This window comes from Arcticibacterium sp. SM2516, assembly GCF_057914865.1.
This window is the reverse complement of record NZ_CP195290.1, coordinates 1,911,186-1,927,163: the sequence shown is the minus strand read 5'-3', so window position 1 is coordinate 1,927,163 and position 15,978 is coordinate 1,911,186. Positions and strand designations below refer to the sequence as shown.

Annotated in this window: 16 protein-coding genes; 10 read left to right on the top strand and 6 right to left on the bottom strand. The window is 36.8% G+C overall.

Annotation, left to right across the window (positions count from 1 at the left end; genetic code table 11):
• Positions 1–140 precede the first annotated feature (140 nt).
• Both ACSBFT_RS08015 and ACSBFT_RS08010 read left to right on the top strand, forming a co-directional pair.
• On the top strand, positions 141–2,282 hold the full coding sequence (locus ACSBFT_RS08015; RefSeq protein WP_489604200.1) for a S9 family peptidase: 2,142 nt from the start codon (positions 141–143) through the stop codon (positions 2,280–2,282).
• A gap of 45 nt (positions 2,283–2,327) precedes the next feature.
• Complete coding sequence (locus tag ACSBFT_RS08010; protein WP_463047461.1) at positions 2,328–3,023, top strand: LytR/AlgR family response regulator transcription factor; 696 nt, start codon at positions 2,328–2,330, stop codon at positions 3,021–3,023.
• A 65-nt stretch (positions 3,024–3,088) separates the two neighbouring features.
• Here ACSBFT_RS08010 and ACSBFT_RS08005 read toward each other — a convergent pair whose 3' ends face one another.
• The 3 genes from ACSBFT_RS08005 to ACSBFT_RS07995 all read right to left on the bottom strand — a co-directional run bounded on the left by ACSBFT_RS08005 (position 3,089) and on the right by ACSBFT_RS07995 (position 5,132).
• Positions 3,089–3,589 (bottom strand): hypothetical protein, encoded by a 501-nt coding sequence (locus tag ACSBFT_RS08005; RefSeq protein WP_489604199.1) that lies wholly within the window; start codon positions 3,587–3,589, stop codon positions 3,089–3,091.
• Between the two features lie 271 nt (positions 3,590–3,860).
• Complete coding sequence (locus tag ACSBFT_RS08000; RefSeq protein ID WP_489604198.1) at positions 3,861–4,361, bottom strand: hypothetical protein; 501 nt, start codon at positions 4,359–4,361, stop codon at positions 3,861–3,863.
• A gap of 270 nt (positions 4,362–4,631) precedes the next feature.
• A complete protein-coding gene (locus ACSBFT_RS07995) occupies positions 4,632–5,132 on the bottom strand; it encodes a hypothetical protein (protein WP_489604197.1) in 501 nt (166 codons plus the stop codon).
• A 349-nt stretch (positions 5,133–5,481) separates the two neighbouring features.
• On the opposite strand from ACSBFT_RS07995, the gene ACSBFT_RS07990 reads away from it, so the two are divergent.
• The 8 genes from ACSBFT_RS07990 to infC all read left to right on the top strand — a co-directional run bounded on the left by ACSBFT_RS07990 (position 5,482) and on the right by infC (position 13,739).
• Positions 5,482–6,588, top strand: coding sequence for a vWA domain-containing protein (locus ACSBFT_RS07990; RefSeq protein WP_489604196.1), 1,107 nt, complete (start codon positions 5,482–5,484; stop codon positions 6,586–6,588).
• A 123-nt stretch (positions 6,589–6,711) separates the two neighbouring features.
• On the top strand, positions 6,712–7,398 hold the full coding sequence (gene nth / locus ACSBFT_RS07985; protein WP_489604195.1) for an endonuclease III: 687 nt from the start codon (positions 6,712–6,714) through the stop codon (positions 7,396–7,398).
• Between the two features lie 5 nt (positions 7,399–7,403).
• Entirely contained in the window at positions 7,404–7,901 is a 498-nt protein-coding gene (locus ACSBFT_RS07980; RefSeq protein WP_463044817.1) for an MOSC domain-containing protein, read from the top strand.
• Positions 7,902–7,943: 42 nt separating this feature from the next.
• A complete protein-coding gene (locus ACSBFT_RS07975; RefSeq protein ID WP_489604194.1) occupies positions 7,944–8,351 on the top strand; it encodes an EVE domain-containing protein in 408 nt (135 codons plus the stop codon).
• Positions 8,352–8,402: 51 nt separating this feature from the next.
• Entirely contained in the window at positions 8,403–9,983 is a 1,581-nt protein-coding gene (locus tag ACSBFT_RS07970; protein ID WP_463044819.1) for a hypothetical protein, read from the top strand.
• 87 nt (positions 9,984–10,070) lie between these two features.
• Positions 10,071–11,129 carry a tetratricopeptide repeat protein gene (locus ACSBFT_RS07965; protein WP_489604193.1) on the top strand — a complete coding sequence of 353 codons (1,059 nt, stop codon included), beginning with the start codon at positions 10,071–10,073 and terminating at the stop codon, positions 11,127–11,129.
• Between the two features lie 10 nt (positions 11,130–11,139).
• On the top strand, positions 11,140–13,089 hold the full coding sequence (gene thrS / locus ACSBFT_RS07960) for a threonine--tRNA ligase (RefSeq protein ID WP_489604192.1): 1,950 nt from the start codon (positions 11,140–11,142) through the stop codon (positions 13,087–13,089).
• Positions 13,090–13,181: 92 nt separating this feature from the next.
• A complete protein-coding gene (infC, locus tag ACSBFT_RS07955; RefSeq protein WP_463044822.1) occupies positions 13,182–13,739 on the top strand; it encodes a translation initiation factor IF-3 in 558 nt (185 codons plus the stop codon).
• A 156-nt stretch (positions 13,740–13,895) separates the two neighbouring features.
• On the opposite strand, the gene ACSBFT_RS07950 is transcribed toward infC, so the two are convergent.
• The 3 genes from ACSBFT_RS07950 to ACSBFT_RS07940 all read right to left on the bottom strand — a co-directional run bounded on the left by ACSBFT_RS07950 (position 13,896) and on the right by ACSBFT_RS07940 (position 15,886).
• On the bottom strand, positions 13,896–14,225 hold the full coding sequence (locus tag ACSBFT_RS07950) for a DNA-directed RNA polymerase subunit omega (protein ID WP_463044823.1): 330 nt from the start codon (positions 14,223–14,225) through the stop codon (positions 13,896–13,898).
• A gap of 72 nt (positions 14,226–14,297) precedes the next feature.
• A complete protein-coding gene (locus ACSBFT_RS07945; RefSeq protein ID WP_463044824.1) occupies positions 14,298–15,221 on the bottom strand; it encodes an outer membrane protein assembly factor BamD in 924 nt (307 codons plus the stop codon).
• Between the two features lie 89 nt (positions 15,222–15,310).
• Positions 15,311–15,886: a T9SS type A sorting domain-containing protein gene (locus ACSBFT_RS07940; protein WP_489604191.1), complete on the bottom strand. Its 576-nt coding sequence runs from the start codon at positions 15,884–15,886 to the stop codon at positions 15,311–15,313.
• Positions 15,887–15,978: the final 92 nt, after the last annotated feature.

Sequence of the window (15,978 nt, the reverse complement as noted above, 5' to 3'; positions counted from 1 at the left end):
GTAAGAAGCCTTATCCAATTCTTTTGAAGTGTTTTGAATTATTTCCGATTAAGAAAAGTAGCTTTAAAATAAGACCTTAAATTTGTTAACTTTGGTTTTATTTGAACCGAGGACATTTACTAGTCAAAGATTTTTAGCTTATGAAAAACCTCATCCTTATTTTTGCTGCAATAACAGCCTGTACACCAAAACCTGAAAGAATGTCTTACAACTGGCCTGATGCCAAAGCTCCCATAGCAGATAAAAAAGAACATATTAGAACAATTCATGGAGATGCTGTGGCAGATCCATATTACTGGATGTATGACTTTTTTGGCAAGGGACCTGATAGCACCCATGTGATAAATTATCTGGAAGCAGAGAATGCTTATTTAAAGTTAAAAATGAGCAAAACCGAAGCCGTGCAAGAAGCTCTGTTTACTGAAATGAAGAGTAAGATTAAGGAGAAGGATGAAAGTGTACCTTATCTTAAAAACGGTTATTACTATTATTCCAGAACAGAAGAGGGCAAGCAGTATTATAAGTATTGTAGAAGAAAGGACTCCATGGAAAATCCAGAGGAAATACTGTTGGATGTGGATGCCATGGCAGAAGGAAAGGCTTACTATGCTGTAAGCGGCATGAGTATTAGTGAAGATAATAAGCTTTTGGCTTTTGGGGTAGATGAAGTTTCCAGAAGGCAATACACCATTTATGTAAAGAACTTGGAAACGGGTGAGTTGCTGTCAGATAAGATAGTAAACACAGAAGGCGATGCCGTTTGGGCCAATGATAACCTTACTTTCTTTTACACCTCCAAAAATCCAGTTACGCTTCTTTCCGAGAAGATATACAGACATAGGTTGGGAACAGGGGTTTCTAAAGACCATTTGGTATACGAAGAGAAAGATAAGTCTAACTATATCGGTATTCATAAAAGTAAGAATGGGAAATGGGTTTGGATTTATTCCATGGCTACGCTTTCTTCTGAATTTAGGTACATCAATGCAGATAAAGCCAATGATGTTTTTGCGGTTTTCCAACCAAGAATAAAGGATGTACTTTACAGTGTTTCTGCTTTAGACGACAAATTTATTATAAGAACGAATGCAGATGGAGCGGAAAACTTCAAACTGATGTCAACCCCCTTAAACGCCACTTCTAAAGAAAATTGGAAAGAATACAGAGCACACGACGCCAAAGTGCTGATTGAAGAAGTGGACGAATTTAAGAATTTTCTAGTTGTTCAGCAGCGGAAAGACGGCTTGACAGAGCTGAGTATCCAGGATCTGAAAACGGGTAAAGTACACTCTATTTCTTTTGAAGAAGCTGCTTACGATGCCAGTATTAGCACCAATGAAAATTACGAGAGTAAGCTGTTAAGGTATCGGTATACTTCTATGATTACTCCGAGCTCTGTTTATGATTATGACATGCTGTCTACAGAAAAGACTTTACTGAAGCAGCAAGAGGTACTAGGAGGTTATAATAAAGAGGAATACGTTACAGAAAGATTGTATGCTACGGCCAGAGACGGCGTAAAAGTGCCTATTTCCATCGTATATAAGAAAGGATTTAAGAAAGACGGCAAATCGCCTGTGTTGGAATATGCCTATGGTTCCTATGGCTATAGCATGGACGCATCTTTCAGTAGTTCTAGATTAAGTTTATTAGATAGAGGTTTCGCTTTTGCCATAGCCCATATAAGGGGTGGTCAAGAAATGGGCAGGCAGTGGTATTTGAATGGAAAGTTGATGAAAAAGATGAATACATTCAATGATTTTATCGACTGTGGAAAGTTTTTAATTGCCGAAGGTTATACTTCCTCTGAGCATCTTTATGCCAATGGTGGTTCTGCAGGAGGTCTTTTAATGGGAGCGGTGGCTAATCTTGCTCCAGATTTATATCATGGACTTATAGCCGATGTACCTTTTGTGGATGTGGTAAACACCATGTTAGATGAGAGTATACCTTTAACCACCAACGAGTATGATGAGTGGGGCAACCCCAACGATAAGGCAGCTTATGAGTATATGAAGAGTTACTCTCCCTATGAGAACATACAAGCTAAAGCTTATCCAAATATCCTAGTTACTACTGGCTTGCATGATTCTCAGGTGCAGTATTTTGAACCCGCTAAATGGGTAGCAAAATTAAGAGATACAAAAACGGATGGCAATATTGTTTTGTTGAAAACTAATATGGAATTTGGTCATGGTGGAGCTTCAGGTAGATTTGATTATCTGAAAGATGTGGCATTAAGATGGGCATTTTTATTAGCTTTGGAGAAGAAAATAGATTAAAAGGCTAGCTATTAGTATATCGGTTCAAAAAACTATTAAGATTCAGTGAAACTAAAAAGTATTATTGTTGAAGATGATTTGTTATCTAGAAAGACATTGGAGCATTTATGCAAAAACCATGAATCTTTGGATCACTTAGAGTCTTTTGAATCCGCAGAGGAGGCTTTACTCTTCTTAGAAACAGTGGAGGTTGATTTGATTTGGTTAGATGTTCAAATGAAAGGTCTAAGTGGTTTTGATTTACTAAACAGGTTAACCACTTCTCCTTCGGTTATTATGACTACCTCTAGTGCGGAGTATGCTTTTCAGGCTTATCAATATGATATAATAGATTATATACAAAAGCCTATCAACCTGACACGGTTTAAAGGTGCTGTTCAGAAGGTTTTATCCTTAGAGAAGTTCAGTGAAAGACCAAAAGGAATGCCTAAAAACGAGAATATTTTTGTTAAGGTTGATAAGAAATATATTCGCTTGGTGGTGGGTGATATTAACTATGTAGAGAACCTAAGTGATTACGTAAAGATATATAGCAAGTCAAATGTTTATATAGTGCATTCTACCCTAAAAGATTTAGATAAGAAGTTGGGTGATGGTTTTTTTAGGGTTCATCGTTCTTTTTTGGTCAATTTGTCCAAGATTCAAGATGTGGATGAAAGTAATCTTATCGTCGAAGGTAAAGTGATTCCGGTAAGTAGGAGAAGCCGGACTGAATTTTTGGAAAAATTAAATATTATATAGCAAAGAAGCCACGAAAATTTCGTGGCTTCTTCATTTAAACAAGATTCAAAAAAGGGGATTTATTATTAAGCTGCGTTAAGGACTAAAGTGTTATTAAGGAAATGAGTTTTTGACAAACCGAAAGTGTCTTTTTTATCTACTTTCTTAGTTGGTGCAGCGGGTGTGTTTTTTACCTCGCGGTATCCTACAGAAATTACTTCAGAGTAAGTAAAGCTTCCGTCTTTCTTCACCATTTTAAGTCTGTAGTTGTTTTCACCTGTTACTGGGTTAGTGTCCATAGTGATATATCTTAAGGCCTGATTTGAATTAAAACCTTTCAAAGTTTTGATGGTTTTGAATTCCTCAATGTTCTCGGCTTTTTCTAATTCAATTGTTTCGAAGTCGGTACCTTCTACAGAGAACCAAGATATTTTAATCTTGTCTTCCATTTTATTCAGAGAGAATTGAGAAACAACTATGGAAGCAGCCGTATTAGCCTCTGTAGAAGCACCATCTTTTCCGTCGCCAGCAAAAGCTGAAATAGTGATGAAACTTAAAACAGAAATAAATGTGATTGCCTTTTTCATTCTTGGTCGGGAGTTTTTTTTTGATTCCTGTTTGCTGATTCAAATATAGTAGGCTGAAATAGGCTAGGAGGCTGTTTTTCGATGAGTGGCTATGTCTTTTCGATAAACGGATGAATTTCGGGGAAGTGTGAAAATGACTTTCGTCAGGTTTAAATATGATTTTGTATATACGAACTAAATCCTAACGTTTTCACAAAGAAAGAGCCGCAGATGTTTTTATATCCACGGCTCCGTTTTTTAAGCAATTTGTATAGCGAGCGTTTAATCTTTTTTAAGCAGCGTTAAGTATTAAAGTGTTATTAAGGAAATGAGTTTTTGACAAACCGAAAGTGTCTTTTTTCTCTACATTGTTAGTTGGGGCAGCAGGTGTGTTTTTTACCTCGCGGTATCCTACAGAAATTATTTCAGAGTAAGAAAAGCTTCCGTCTTTCTTCACCATTTTAAGTCTGTAGTTGTTTTCACCTGTTACTGGGTTAGTGTCAATAGAAATATATCTTAAGGCCTGATTTGAATTAAAACCTTTCAAAGTTTTGATGGTTTTGAATTCCTCAATGTTCTCGGCTTTTTCTAATTCAATTGTTTCGAAGTCGGTACCTTCTACAGAAAACCAAGAGATTTTAATCTTGTCATCCATTTTATTCAGAGAGAAGTCAGAAACAGCAATTGAAGCAGTTGAATTAGCCTCTTTAGAAGCACCATCTTTTCTGTCGCCAGCAAAAGCTGAAATAGTGATGAAACTCAAAACAGAAATTAATGTGATTGCCTTTTTCATTGTTCGTCGGGGTTTTTTTTTATTTCCCGTTTGCTAATTCAAATATAGTAGGCTGAAATAGGCTAGGAGGCTGTTTTTCGATGAGTGGCTATGTCTTTTCGATAAACGGATGAATTTCGGGGAAGTGTGAAAATGACTTTCGTCAGGTTTAAATATGATTTTGTATATACGAACTAATTCATAACGTTTTTACAAAGAAAGAGCCGCAGATGTTTTTACATCCACGGCTCTGTTTTTTAAGCAATTTGTATAGCGAGCGTTTAATCTTTTTTAAGCAGCGTTAAGCACTAAAGTTTTACTAAGGAAATTAGTTTTTGACAAACCGAAAGTGTCTTTTTTATTTACTTTCTTAGTTGGAGCAGCGGGTGTGTTTTTTACCTCGCGATATCCTACAGAAATTATTTCAGAGTAAGTAAAGCTTCCGTCTTTCTTTACTAGTTTAAGTCTGTAATTGTTTTGACCAGTTACCGGGTTAGTGTCAATAGAAATGTATCTTAAGGCCTGATTTGAATTAAAACCTTTCAACGTTTTGATGGTTTTGAATTCCTCAATGTTCTCGGCTTTTTCTAATTCAATTGTTTCGAAGTCGGCACCTTCTACAGAAAACCAAGAGATTTTAATCTTGTTTTCCATTTTATTCAGAGAGAAGTCAGAAACAGCAATGGAAGCAGTTGAATTAGCCTCTGTAGAAGCACCATCTTTTTTGTCTCCAGCGAAAGCTGAAACAGCGATGAAGCTCAGTACAGAAATTAATGTGATTAGCTTATGCATTTATTCTTTTCTCTTAATTGGGAATCAAAGTTTTTTTGCCCCCGATTTAGTAATTCAAATATAGAGGCAATAGGTGAGTGAACGGTGACATTTTTCGATAAGCGGTCAATACTTTTCGATAAACGGAAATGTTTTCAGAAAAATGGCCACTTTTTTACCATATTTCAGGGTGAACTTTACTTTTCGATATACTTAATCTTCTTTTATAGGGATGAATAGTCGTGCCATTCTCTACGTATTTGGTCTTAGTTTGGCATTATTGAAGAGGTCTAAAAACCATTTTAAACTTTGAGGTGTTTATTATAAGTAACGTTGGTTTTACATTTATACAGGCAATAAAATTATAAGCATGAAGGGATTCCGTTTTACAGATTATAAACCTGAAATGAAAGGGGGGGCAAACTTTGAAAAGCTCCTTGATATTTTTCAGCAGCTGCTTTTGATATTTGCTGGTGATGTGAGTGAGGCTCTTAATTATATGAATGAGCTAGACCGTAGGTATAATCTTACAGACGACACCTATGCCATGGCAGACTTTATTCAGGACCTGAAAGACAATGGCTATATCAAGGAAGAGGAGCAGGAAGGTGGAGGAATGACCATGACACCTAAGAGTGAGCAAAGCATAAGGAAACGAAGTTTAAATGAAATATTTGGTAAGCTAAAAAGAACTAAAGGGGGAGGAAATCATAAATCAAAGTTCCCCGGCCAAGGAGGAGAAAAGAGTAGTGATATAAGACCTTTTCAGTTTGGCGATAGTCTAGAGCAAATTAGCATGACCGAGAGTCTGAAAAATGCTCAGGTCAATAGTGGTTTGGGCGACAACTTTAGACTGACCGAGAAAGATCTAGAGGTGATGGACACCGAAACCAACCTCAATACCTCTACGGTTTTGATGATTGACATTAGTCATTCCATGATTCTTTATGGTGAAGACCGTATAACTCCGGCTAAAAAAGTAGCATTGGCTATGGCAGAGCTAATAAAAACAAGATACCCTAAAGATAATCTTGATATCCTGGTTTTCGGAAATGACGCTTGGACCATTAAATTAAAAGATATTCCATATTTAGAAGTAGGACCCTATCATACCAATACCGTAGCTGGTTTAGAACTGGCGATGGATTTATTGAGAAGAAGGAAAACCAAAAACAAGCAGATTTTCATGATTACCGACGGTAAGCCTACCTGTCTAAAAGAAGGTATCAATTACTATAAAAATGCTTTCGGTTTAGACCGTAAGATTGTCAATAAGACATTAACCATTGCTGCTCAGGCCAGAAGGCTAAGTATTCCTATAACCACTTTTATGATTGCCTCAGACCCTTATTTGAAACAATTTGTAAGAGATTTTACCAAGGTAAATAATGGCAGGGCTTATTATTCTAATTTAGATGGTTTAGGTGGCTTTGTTTTAGAAGACTTTGAGCGAAATAGAAGAAAGAATGTGAGATAATGGTTGTTATAACAAAAACAGACTTCATTAGTGGATGAATCCTCTTCTATGTATTTCGCTAGATATTAAATTATCTTCTCTATTATTGTCAAAAGGCTCGCCTTTCAAAACCCTATATTTAAAATGACAAAAAAAGAACGCTACGCAGGCATTATAGATTATTTTTCTACCAACCAACCAAACCCTGAGACCGAGTTACAATACACTAATCCCTTTGAGCTTATAGTAGCTGTAGTGCTTTCTGCACAGTGTACAGACAAAAGGGTGAATATGGTAACACCCTATCTTTTTGATGTTTTTCCTAATGCACATGCTTTGGCGGCGGCTTCTCAGGAAGAAGTTTTTGATCAGATTAGAAGCATTTCTTATCCAAATAACAAAGCCAAACATTTAGTGGGTTTGGGGAAAATGTTAGTTCAGGATTTTAATAATGTAGTGCCAGGAACCATTGAGGAGCTGGTGAGACTGCCAGGGGTGGGAAGAAAAACGGCTAATGTGATTGCTTCTGTCATTCATAATATGCCAACGATGGCCGTAGATACACATGTATTTAGGGTATCACATAGGCTGGGATTGGTTTCACTGAAAGCCAAAACGCCTTTAACGGTAGAAAAAGAGTTAGTCAAAGAGTTTTCTGACGACATTATCCCTAAGGCACATCATTGGTTGATTCTGCATGGAAGGTACACCTGTTTAGCACGTACTCCCAAATGTGGAGCGTGTGGTATAACAGCATTGTGTAAATCTTACACTAAAATTCAAAAGTATGGCCATAAAGCTGTGGATGAAAAACTCCCTAAAATAAACTAGCAAGGATGTTTAATAATAAGGATGACATAAAATCTTTAATGCAGCATTTTGTACAACCGGGGTTCATTGAATGGATAGGAATTAGAACAGAAAGGGTAGTGGCTTTAAAAGAAGTGGTGGAGGTTAATGTCAGCGTTTTAAGCGGATTGCCAGGAGACCACTACAAGGGGACAAATAAAAAGAGACAGCTAACGCTAATTCAAAAAGAACATTTACAGGTCGTAGGAAGCATGCTGGGTAGGGAAGAGATTAATCCGCAAGAAGTTAGAAGAAATGTGGTGGTTTCGGGAATAAATCTTTTAGCACTAAAGGATGCAACCTTTAGCCTAGGAACTGCCGTTTTAAAAATGACAGGTTTATGCCATCCTTGTACACGGATGGAGAAAAACCTTGGTAAGGGTGGCTATAATGCCATGAGAGGACATGGAGGTATCACTTGCGAAATCTTAAAAGATGGCTCTTTTAAGATTGGTGATGCTTTAACCGTTTTAAGTCAAGATTAGCGATGTTTTCCTAAATTGTATTTAGCATTAATTTTTTCAAATATGAATTACTGGTTGGTTAAAACGGAGCCTGAGACCTATTCTTGGGACGATTTTGTAAAATTGGGTAGAGATAAATGGGATGGTGTAAGAAATTATGCCGCCAGGAATCACATGAAAGCCATGCAGGTCAATGATTTGGTTCTTTTTTATCATTCTAATGCCGGGAAAGAGGTAATGGGTATAGCCAAAGTGGTGAAAGAGCATTATCCAGACCCTACTACAGATGACGATAGATGGGTGGTGGTAGAACTAGAACCCGTCAAAAAACTTCAAAGAGGCGTTACTTTACAAGAAATAAAGGAAGATGATCGTTTGAGAGATATTGCTTTAGTTAAACTTCAAAGATTATCTGTTCAGCCGGTGCCCAAAGAAGCATACGATATTATCATAGAGAAGTCTGAAAATTAACCTTTTGAGCAATCTTTGTTCCTTCATAAATAGAAGTGTTTTTCAAAATATATGAAATACCTGTTTTTAATTTTACTCTTATCCTGCACGAATCTTTTTGCCCAATTACAGAAAAATGTGGAAATAGAGGTTGTAGGAAGACCCACATGGCAGATGCTTATTCCGTTAAAAGAGCAGGGCTTAGTCCTCATGGTAAAAACCGACATCACAAAAGCGAAGGTTTTCAGACTAGACACAGATTTAAACACGATCTGGGAGAAAGAAATATTCCTTGATGCCGAAGATGCTCCCAAGGCCTACACCATAGCCAATAATCACATTAGTTTACTTTTTTCAGAAACCAGTGGAATGTATTACCAGGTTTTTGAATTCAATCTTGAAAGCGGGGTCATTAAGCAAGATGGTTTTGAATTAAGAGCGTTTTTTGTGGATCAAGATTACGTTTTTTTGGATAACAAAGTCTTAATGGCTGGTGCAAACGAAAAAGGTGCCGCTTTCTTCTCACATAATTTTGACACGGAAATAGGTCAACTAAGAGAAGAAAGTGAAATAACAGGAAAAGTGGCTGTTAACTTATTTGAATATTTGCCAGAGAAAAATCAAATTGAAAGTCTTTGGTCTGTAAAAACGAAGGGGTACGCCAACGAAAAAAAGAAAAAAGGAGAGTTTATTAAGGATGCTTTTATAACGCACGCCATTTTAGACACCACCGGAACAATTTTATTTAAAAAGGATATCAAACAAACTGGAGGCAAATTTCCGATGGATGCCAGTTTAGTAAGACTGCGGTCGGGTAAAAAAGTGGTTTTAGGTACCTATCAATCGAATCTAGGTGATAAGGGGATTTATGTTTATGATTTGACCGAAGGTGGTAGTATGAAAACCTATTCTTTCACCACACTTTTAAAAGGAAATCGTAGTCTTTCTGTTGAGGATTTACAGGAAATATTAAAGTCGTATAATTTCCTTTCTAATGCCCCCATAGAGGGTGATGATAGTATTATCTTTGGAGGTGTATTTCTAAAGGCTCAATATCAGTCTATTACAGAGCAGAATCCTAATGCCTATTATAATTCTTCTCCCTACGGTGGAGCCTATGGAAGCAGGTATAATAATAGGTATGGTTATTATAACCAAAGAAGCAATTCTACGACCAGGCAGGTTTTTAGAGGGTTTCACTATCCTACGGGTTTTGTGATGGAGTTAACGCCGGAAGGAGAACTATTAAGTTCTAATAGGATTGACATCAATAACCTTTCTAATGAAATTCAGCCAGCTTTGGCCTATAATGAAAAAGGTGCAGTATCTTATTGTTTGAGAGGAGACTTAGCGGCAAACAACTTTAATATAGGTACCAAGCCATTGCTTTATAAACTTTCAAATGAAGTGAGAGACCCCAAAGCCACTAAAAATCTAGCCTTTTTGCCCTCTTATAACGAGGTTAAGTTCTGGTATGGTAATTATTTTATAGCGAATGGTAGTAAAAATAAAATGGAGGCCATGTCTGTCAATGATAATCAAACTAAGACCCCAAAAAGAGGGCTTTTTGGGAAAAGAAAAAGAGATACTCCAGCCACATATACCCAGGTTAGAAAGACCATTTATCTCACTAAAATAGCGAGTGGAGGTTAATTCTTCTTTTTGTTTAAAGGTTTTTTGAAATATCTTTATCTTGATTCAAAAAATTCAGATCTTTACGGCTCATTCTAAGAACCTCAAGTGCGGTATTTTCTATTTTTTACTGTTTTATTACTCGCTTCCTGTGCCAAAAATCAAAGAGATGGCACGGCTTTGCCCAAAATTGGTGAAGTGGACTTTGACGCTTTGCAGCTCAAAAGTTTGGCTAGGCTGAATGAAATTATCACAAATAATCCCATTTCTGATGAGGCTCTTTATAAAAGAGCAAAGATTCTGGCTTCGCTAGGAAGAAATTCGGAAGCTTTTAAGGATATAGAGCAGGCTTTAACCTTGGAGCCTAATAGGCAAGATTATATATTCCTGAAATCTGAAATTCAGTATAACCTCAAATTGTTAAAAGAAGCCATTCAAACCGCAGAAATCGCGGCGGGAGCAGGATTGGAGTCTCCGCTATTTTATTTGCATCTGTCTAAGCTTTATCTTGAGGTTGACAGCCTTAAATTAGCAGAGCAGTATATAGATGAGACCTTAATGATGGTGCCGGAGTTCGCTCAAGCTTGGCAGCTAAAGGGTAGCTTATTGATGAAATATGATAGTTTGAATGCTGCATTCCGATTACTGAATAAGGCTTTGGCCCTAGATGAAGAAAATCCTGACGCTTATGACTATTTGGCTAAAGCATATTTAAAGGAGGGTAAGTTAGACTCGGCGGGTAGAATTAACGAAAAAGGGTTTAAGTATTTAAGAAAAAATCAAACGCACGTTGGGCTCTTATATAATAGAGGTAAAGTGGTGGAGCGTCTTGGGAAACAGGATAGTGCATTGAAAATCTATGATGAAATATTGACCATTTCACCTTCTGCTTCTTTTGTGAATGAAGATATAGGTGATATCAATATGAAAAATGGCAATTTTACCAAAGCTTATGAAAGCTTTAAACTGGAGATAGATAAATCTTCCAAGAAAAAAAATATTTACCTTCGTGCGGGATATTGTCTAGAACGATTGTACAGAAATAAAGAGGCACAAGAATTGTATTTAAAAGCCCAAAAGGTTTTCCCCCAGGATGAGGAAGTGAAGGCGGCCTTTGATAGAATTACGAATTTAATTGAGCGAGAGTATCGTTCTACAGGAATATAATAACAGATTTATGATTAATATTTCGCTGCCAGACGGGAGTGTAAGAGCGTTTGAACAAGGAGTTACAGCCATGGATGTAGCTCTTTCTATTTCGGAAGGTTTAGCCAGAAATGTGCTGTCGGCTAAGGTTAATGGAGAAGTTTGGGATGCCAATAGACCCATATCTACGGACGCCAAGGTTCAGTTGTTGACATGGAAAGACACAGACGGGAAGTCAACTTTTTGGCACTCGTCTGCTCACCTTATGGCGGAGGCCTTAGAAGAGCTTTATCCTGGTATTAAGTTTTGGATAGGGCCACCCGTTGAAAACGGCTTCTATTATGATGTGGATGCTGGAGAGCAGGCTATTTCTTCTAATGATTTTGGAAAAATAGAGGATAAAATGATTGAATTGGCTAGACAAAAGAATGAGTTTGAACGCATTCCGATGACAAAAGCTGACGCTATAGCTTATTTCCAAGAGAAAAATGATGAATATAAGCTAGACTTATTAGAAGGTCTAGAAGACGGTAATATTACGTTCTATAAGCAAGGTAACTTTACTGATTTATGTAGAGGACCGCATATTCCAAACACGGGTTTTATTAAAGCTGCCAAAATTACGAATGTGGCAGGTGCTTTTTTTAAGGGTGACCAATCTAAGAAGCAACTTACCCGTATTTATGGTATTACTTTTCCTAAGCAAGGAGAGTTGAAAGAGTACCTCACTATGATGGAGGAAGCTAAAAAAAGAGACCATAGGAAGCTAGGGCAAGAGTTAGATCTTTTTGCGTTTTCTGAGAAAGTAGGTAAAGGTTTGCCTTTATGGCTTCCTAAAGGTGCTATGTTAAGAGAGCGTCTTGAAAACTTCCTAAAGAAAGCTCAGCTTAAGGCTGGATACTTACCGGTGGTAACCCCTCATATTGGTAGCAAAAAGCTTTACGAAACATCTGGTCACTGGGAAAAATACGGAGAAGATTCTTTTCAACCGATAAAGACACCAGAAGAAGGAGAGGAGTTCATGCTTAAACCTATGAACTGTCCGCATCACTGTGAAATTTTCAAAACTAGACCTCGAAGTTATAAGGATTTACCATTGAGGTTGGCAGAATTTGGAACGGTTTACCGTTATGAGCAATCAGGTGAGTTACATGGTTTAACCAGAGTTAGAGGTTTTACGCAAGATGATGCTCATATTTTCTGTGCCAACCATCAGGTAGAAGAAGAATTTAAAAAAGTGATAGACTTGGTTCTCTATGTTTTTAAGTCTTTGGGCTTTGATGACTATAGTGCTCAGATTTCATTAAGAAGTCAGGAAGACAGAAGTAAGTATATAGGAAGTGATGAGGACTGGGATAGGGCAGAACAGGCCATTATTAACGCCGCTGGCGAGAAAGAACTTGACACGGTTATAGAATATGGTGAAGCCGCTTTTTATGGCCCTAAATTGGATTTTATGGTAAAAGATGCTTTGGGTCGTAAATGGCAACTTGGAACTATACAAGTAGATTATCAGTTACCTAATAGATTCGAGTTGGAATATGTGGGCTCTGATAATCAGAAGCACAGACCAGTTATGATTCACAGAGCACCTTTTGGCTCCATGGAGCGATTTATTGCTATTTTGATTGAAAACACTGCAGGAAACTTTCCGCTTTGGCTTTCTCCGGAGCAAATTGCCATATTACCGATTTCTGAAAAGTATGAGGATTATGCCAATGAGCTTTATTTAGACTTACAAGAACACGATTTTCGTGGATATGTAGATCATAGAGACGAGAAGATAGGACGTAAGATTAGAGATGCAGAAATCAACAAGATTCCTTTGATGCTCATAGTAGGAGAGAAGGAACAAGAGGAAGGAAAAGTCTCTGTAAGAAAGAAAGGCGAAGGTGATATGGGACAGATGACTGTAGAGGAATTTGCAGCTTATGCCAAAATAGAAATAAATAAAAATATTCCTAAGTTTGGTGCAAAGTAACACAAAGCCTATTTTTGGTAAAATTTAAGCAATTTTAGGAAACGGAGGGTTTCTCCGTTTAAATATTAAATCTCAATTATATATACTGCTGAATGGCAAAACACTTTAAGAAAAATTTTAGAAGACCTGTAAGGCAAGAAGAACTCCACCGTATTAATGAACGTATCCGTGTACCGGAAGTTAGGTTAGTAGGAGAAAACATAGAACAGGGCGTATACCCAATAGATAAAGCCAGGGAACTAGCCAGAGAGCAAGGTTTAGATTTAATTGAGATTGTACCTAATTCAAAGCCTCCAGTTTGTAGAGTATTAGATTATTCTAAATTCAAATATGAGCAGAAAAAGAAGCAAAAGGAATTAAAAGCCAAGCAGCAGAAAACTGTAATAAAGGAAATTAGATTCGGTCCTAATACGGACGACCATGATTTTGATTTTAAATTGAAGCATGCTCAGAACTTCCTTCAGGAGGGCTCTAAGGTTAAAGCTTTTGTTCACTTCGTAGGAAGGCAAATAGTTTTTAAGGATAGAGGGTATGAGTTGATAGGAAGGTTTCTAGAGTCTGTAGAGGAATTTGGTAAAGCAGAAGCTCCACCAAAACTTGAAGGTAAGAGATTGACCATTATTATAGCTCCAAAAGCACAAAAGAAATAAAACCCGATTAGGGTTTTATTTTTGTCTAATATTTAGCGAAAAACGCATAGCAGTGCACTATACTATGAACTCTGTGGGATTTTAAGACACACGAAAAAGCCCGTTAAAATTTAATTTTAACGGGCTTTTTAATATAACCTTAATGCGATGATAGAACTAGGCTTGCTCAGTTAAGCTAGAAGAACTTTCTGTTTTATCTCTGAATATAACTTCGTCGTTTTCGAATTCTTCTAAAGACATGCTCGTAGGCTTAGGCTGACGCTCATAGAACTTAGAAATTTCAATCTGCTCTCTATTTTCAAAAATCTCTTCCAGATTATCTACAGTAGAGGCAAATTCCGCCAATTTAGACGTTAATTCATCTTTTGTTTTCACCGCAATCTGTCTAGCTCTTTGAGAAGCGATGTAAACAGACTTATAAATATTATTAGTTTTGGCCGCCAATTTGTCGGTATCTCTTGTAATAATTGAAGGATTAACTGCCATCTTTTGGTTTTTTAATTTTAAAATGATTTGCAAATGTACACTTTTTATTGCAGATGTCTTAGGCAATATTGTTTAATTTTTGCCTAGAATAGCTTCTTCTTTGGCTTGGGCTGCTGCTTTTATGCGTCTTTCTAACTCTTCGGCTTTAAGTTTCTCTATCTCAGCTTCTTGTTTGATTATTTTAGCTAGTTCCGTCTGAGCTTCTTTGTAGATGCCTGCTAACTCTTTATTGTAGTTACTAGAGGGGTATTGGTCCACAAAAACTTCGTGTAGCGTGATAGCCTTTGCGTAACGCTCATGCTGTCTTATGAAAAAAGAATTTTCAGCCAATTCAAATTGTGATTTAATTTGAATGTAACCCAATTCCTCGTTATATCTCGAATCTGGAAATTCTCTCCTGAAATTATCAATTGTAACGACAGCGGCCTTATAATTTGCTATGGTTACACCACTTGTATTATAATAAAGCACCGCTTTCTCGTAAGCTTTCCTCTCCAGTCGCTCTCTAAGGTCAATGAGGTTTTGACTACAACTTTCTGCGTACTTACTTTTCGGGAAAGTATTAATAAATGTTTGTAAGGCGTCTATCGCTGTAAGTGTGCTCTCTTGGTCTAGGTTATAGGCTGGAGCGTCTTTAAACATAGAATAAGCATACATATAAAAGGCCTCTTCCGCATAAGGACTATTGGCATAGGTAGCATAAAAGGTCTTAAAAAGATAAGAGCTTAATTGATGCTGACTTTGGTAATAGTTGCAGTAGGCGTTATAAAACTGAGATTTTTCCGCGGTAGAATCTCCTTTTAATAATGGGATAATTTCATCGAATAATAATCCAGCATGGAAGTAATCTGCTTCGTTATAGTATTTGATGGCTGCTTTATATTTGCTATCTGTAGTTCCTGACTTTTGTAACTGAGTAAATTGTCTGTTACAAGCGGTAAATAAACCTAGGATAGTAAAGAAAAGTAGCGGTTTCAGAAGGTTTTTGAAATTCATTCGGCAAAGGTAATAAAAGGCGTCGATAGTGAAACGGATTATAATTCTTATAATTACGTTTACTCGAGATTTTAAGGAGAATTAACAGATTAGTTATGTCTTACAAGAAGTTTTTTGGTAGCCACTTTTTTGCCATCTATAATGAGTTGGTAAAAGTAAACGCCATTATCCCAAGACCTTGTATGTATGGTTAGGGAATTGTCATATGAATCTAAATTGTAGTCAGCCACAGAGCCGCCCAATATATTATAAAACGAAACCTTGGCGTTTTTTCTTGAACTATTTAGTTTGTAGTCTAAATGAGCAATGTCATTTGCAGGATTAGGATAGATGTTTGATATGTTAATATCTTCATCAATAAAAAGCTTTTCTTTCAAAACACTTTCCGTGACATACACTACTTTAGGTGTTACCACTTTATTACTGTTTTTCAATAATAGATCTTTATAAAATTCGTTAATGACAGAGTTACTGTTTACGGAAATCTCAGAGGGTAAGTTTACTTTACTAATATAATTACTTACTGGCTTAGTAGAAACTTTACTAGGATTCGCATTTTTTCCAATATCAAGTCTGGACTTACTGCCCTGCACTTGAGCTATGGCTATAGATGCTGTGAGCAAAAATGCCAAGAAGGAAAACAATATTTTACGTGAGTTTAGCATTTCCTTTGTAAATCTTAAATCATTCAGTAATAATTAGTTTTAACAAAAATATACAATAATATTTCAATGTTTGTCTAATAGACGTAGAAAAC

Bases quoted from the DNA above. Each gene is read 5' to 3' on its own strand.
- ACSBFT_RS08015 (WP_489604200.1), top strand. From the start codon at position 141: ATGAAAAACCTCATCCTTATTTTTGCTGCAATAACAGCCTGTACACCA.
- ACSBFT_RS08005 (WP_489604199.1), bottom strand. From the start codon at position 3,589: ATGAAAAAGGCAATCACATTTATTTCTGTTTTAAGTTTCATCACTATT.
- ACSBFT_RS08000 (WP_489604198.1), bottom strand. From the start codon at position 4,361: ATGAAAAAGGCAATCACATTAATTTCTGTTTTGAGTTTCATCACTATT.
- ACSBFT_RS07995 (WP_489604197.1), bottom strand. From the start codon at position 5,132: ATGCATAAGCTAATCACATTAATTTCTGTACTGAGCTTCATCGCTGTT.
- ACSBFT_RS07990 (WP_489604196.1), top strand. From the start codon at position 5,482: ATGAAGGGATTCCGTTTTACAGATTATAAACCTGAAATGAAAGGGGGG.
- nth (WP_489604195.1), top strand. From the start codon at position 6,712: ATGACAAAAAAAGAACGCTACGCAGGCATTATAGATTATTTTTCTACC.
- ACSBFT_RS07980 (WP_463044817.1), top strand. From the start codon at position 7,404: ATGTTTAATAATAAGGATGACATAAAATCTTTAATGCAGCATTTTGTA.
- ACSBFT_RS07975 (WP_489604194.1), top strand. From the start codon at position 7,944: ATGAATTACTGGTTGGTTAAAACGGAGCCTGAGACCTATTCTTGGGAC.
- ACSBFT_RS07970 (WP_463044819.1), top strand. From the start codon at position 8,403: ATGAAATACCTGTTTTTAATTTTACTCTTATCCTGCACGAATCTTTTT.
- thrS (WP_489604192.1), top strand. From the start codon at position 11,140: ATGATTAATATTTCGCTGCCAGACGGGAGTGTAAGAGCGTTTGAACAA.
- infC (WP_463044822.1), top strand. From the start codon at position 13,182: ATGGCAAAACACTTTAAGAAAAATTTTAGAAGACCTGTAAGGCAAGAA.
- ACSBFT_RS07950 (WP_463044823.1), bottom strand. From the start codon at position 14,225: ATGGCAGTTAATCCTTCAATTATTACAAGAGATACCGACAAATTGGCG.
- ACSBFT_RS07945 (WP_463044824.1), bottom strand. From the start codon at position 15,221: ATGAATTTCAAAAACCTTCTGAAACCGCTACTTTTCTTTACTATCCTA.
- ACSBFT_RS07940 (WP_489604191.1), bottom strand. From the start codon at position 15,886: ATGCTAAACTCACGTAAAATATTGTTTTCCTTCTTGGCATTTTTGCTC.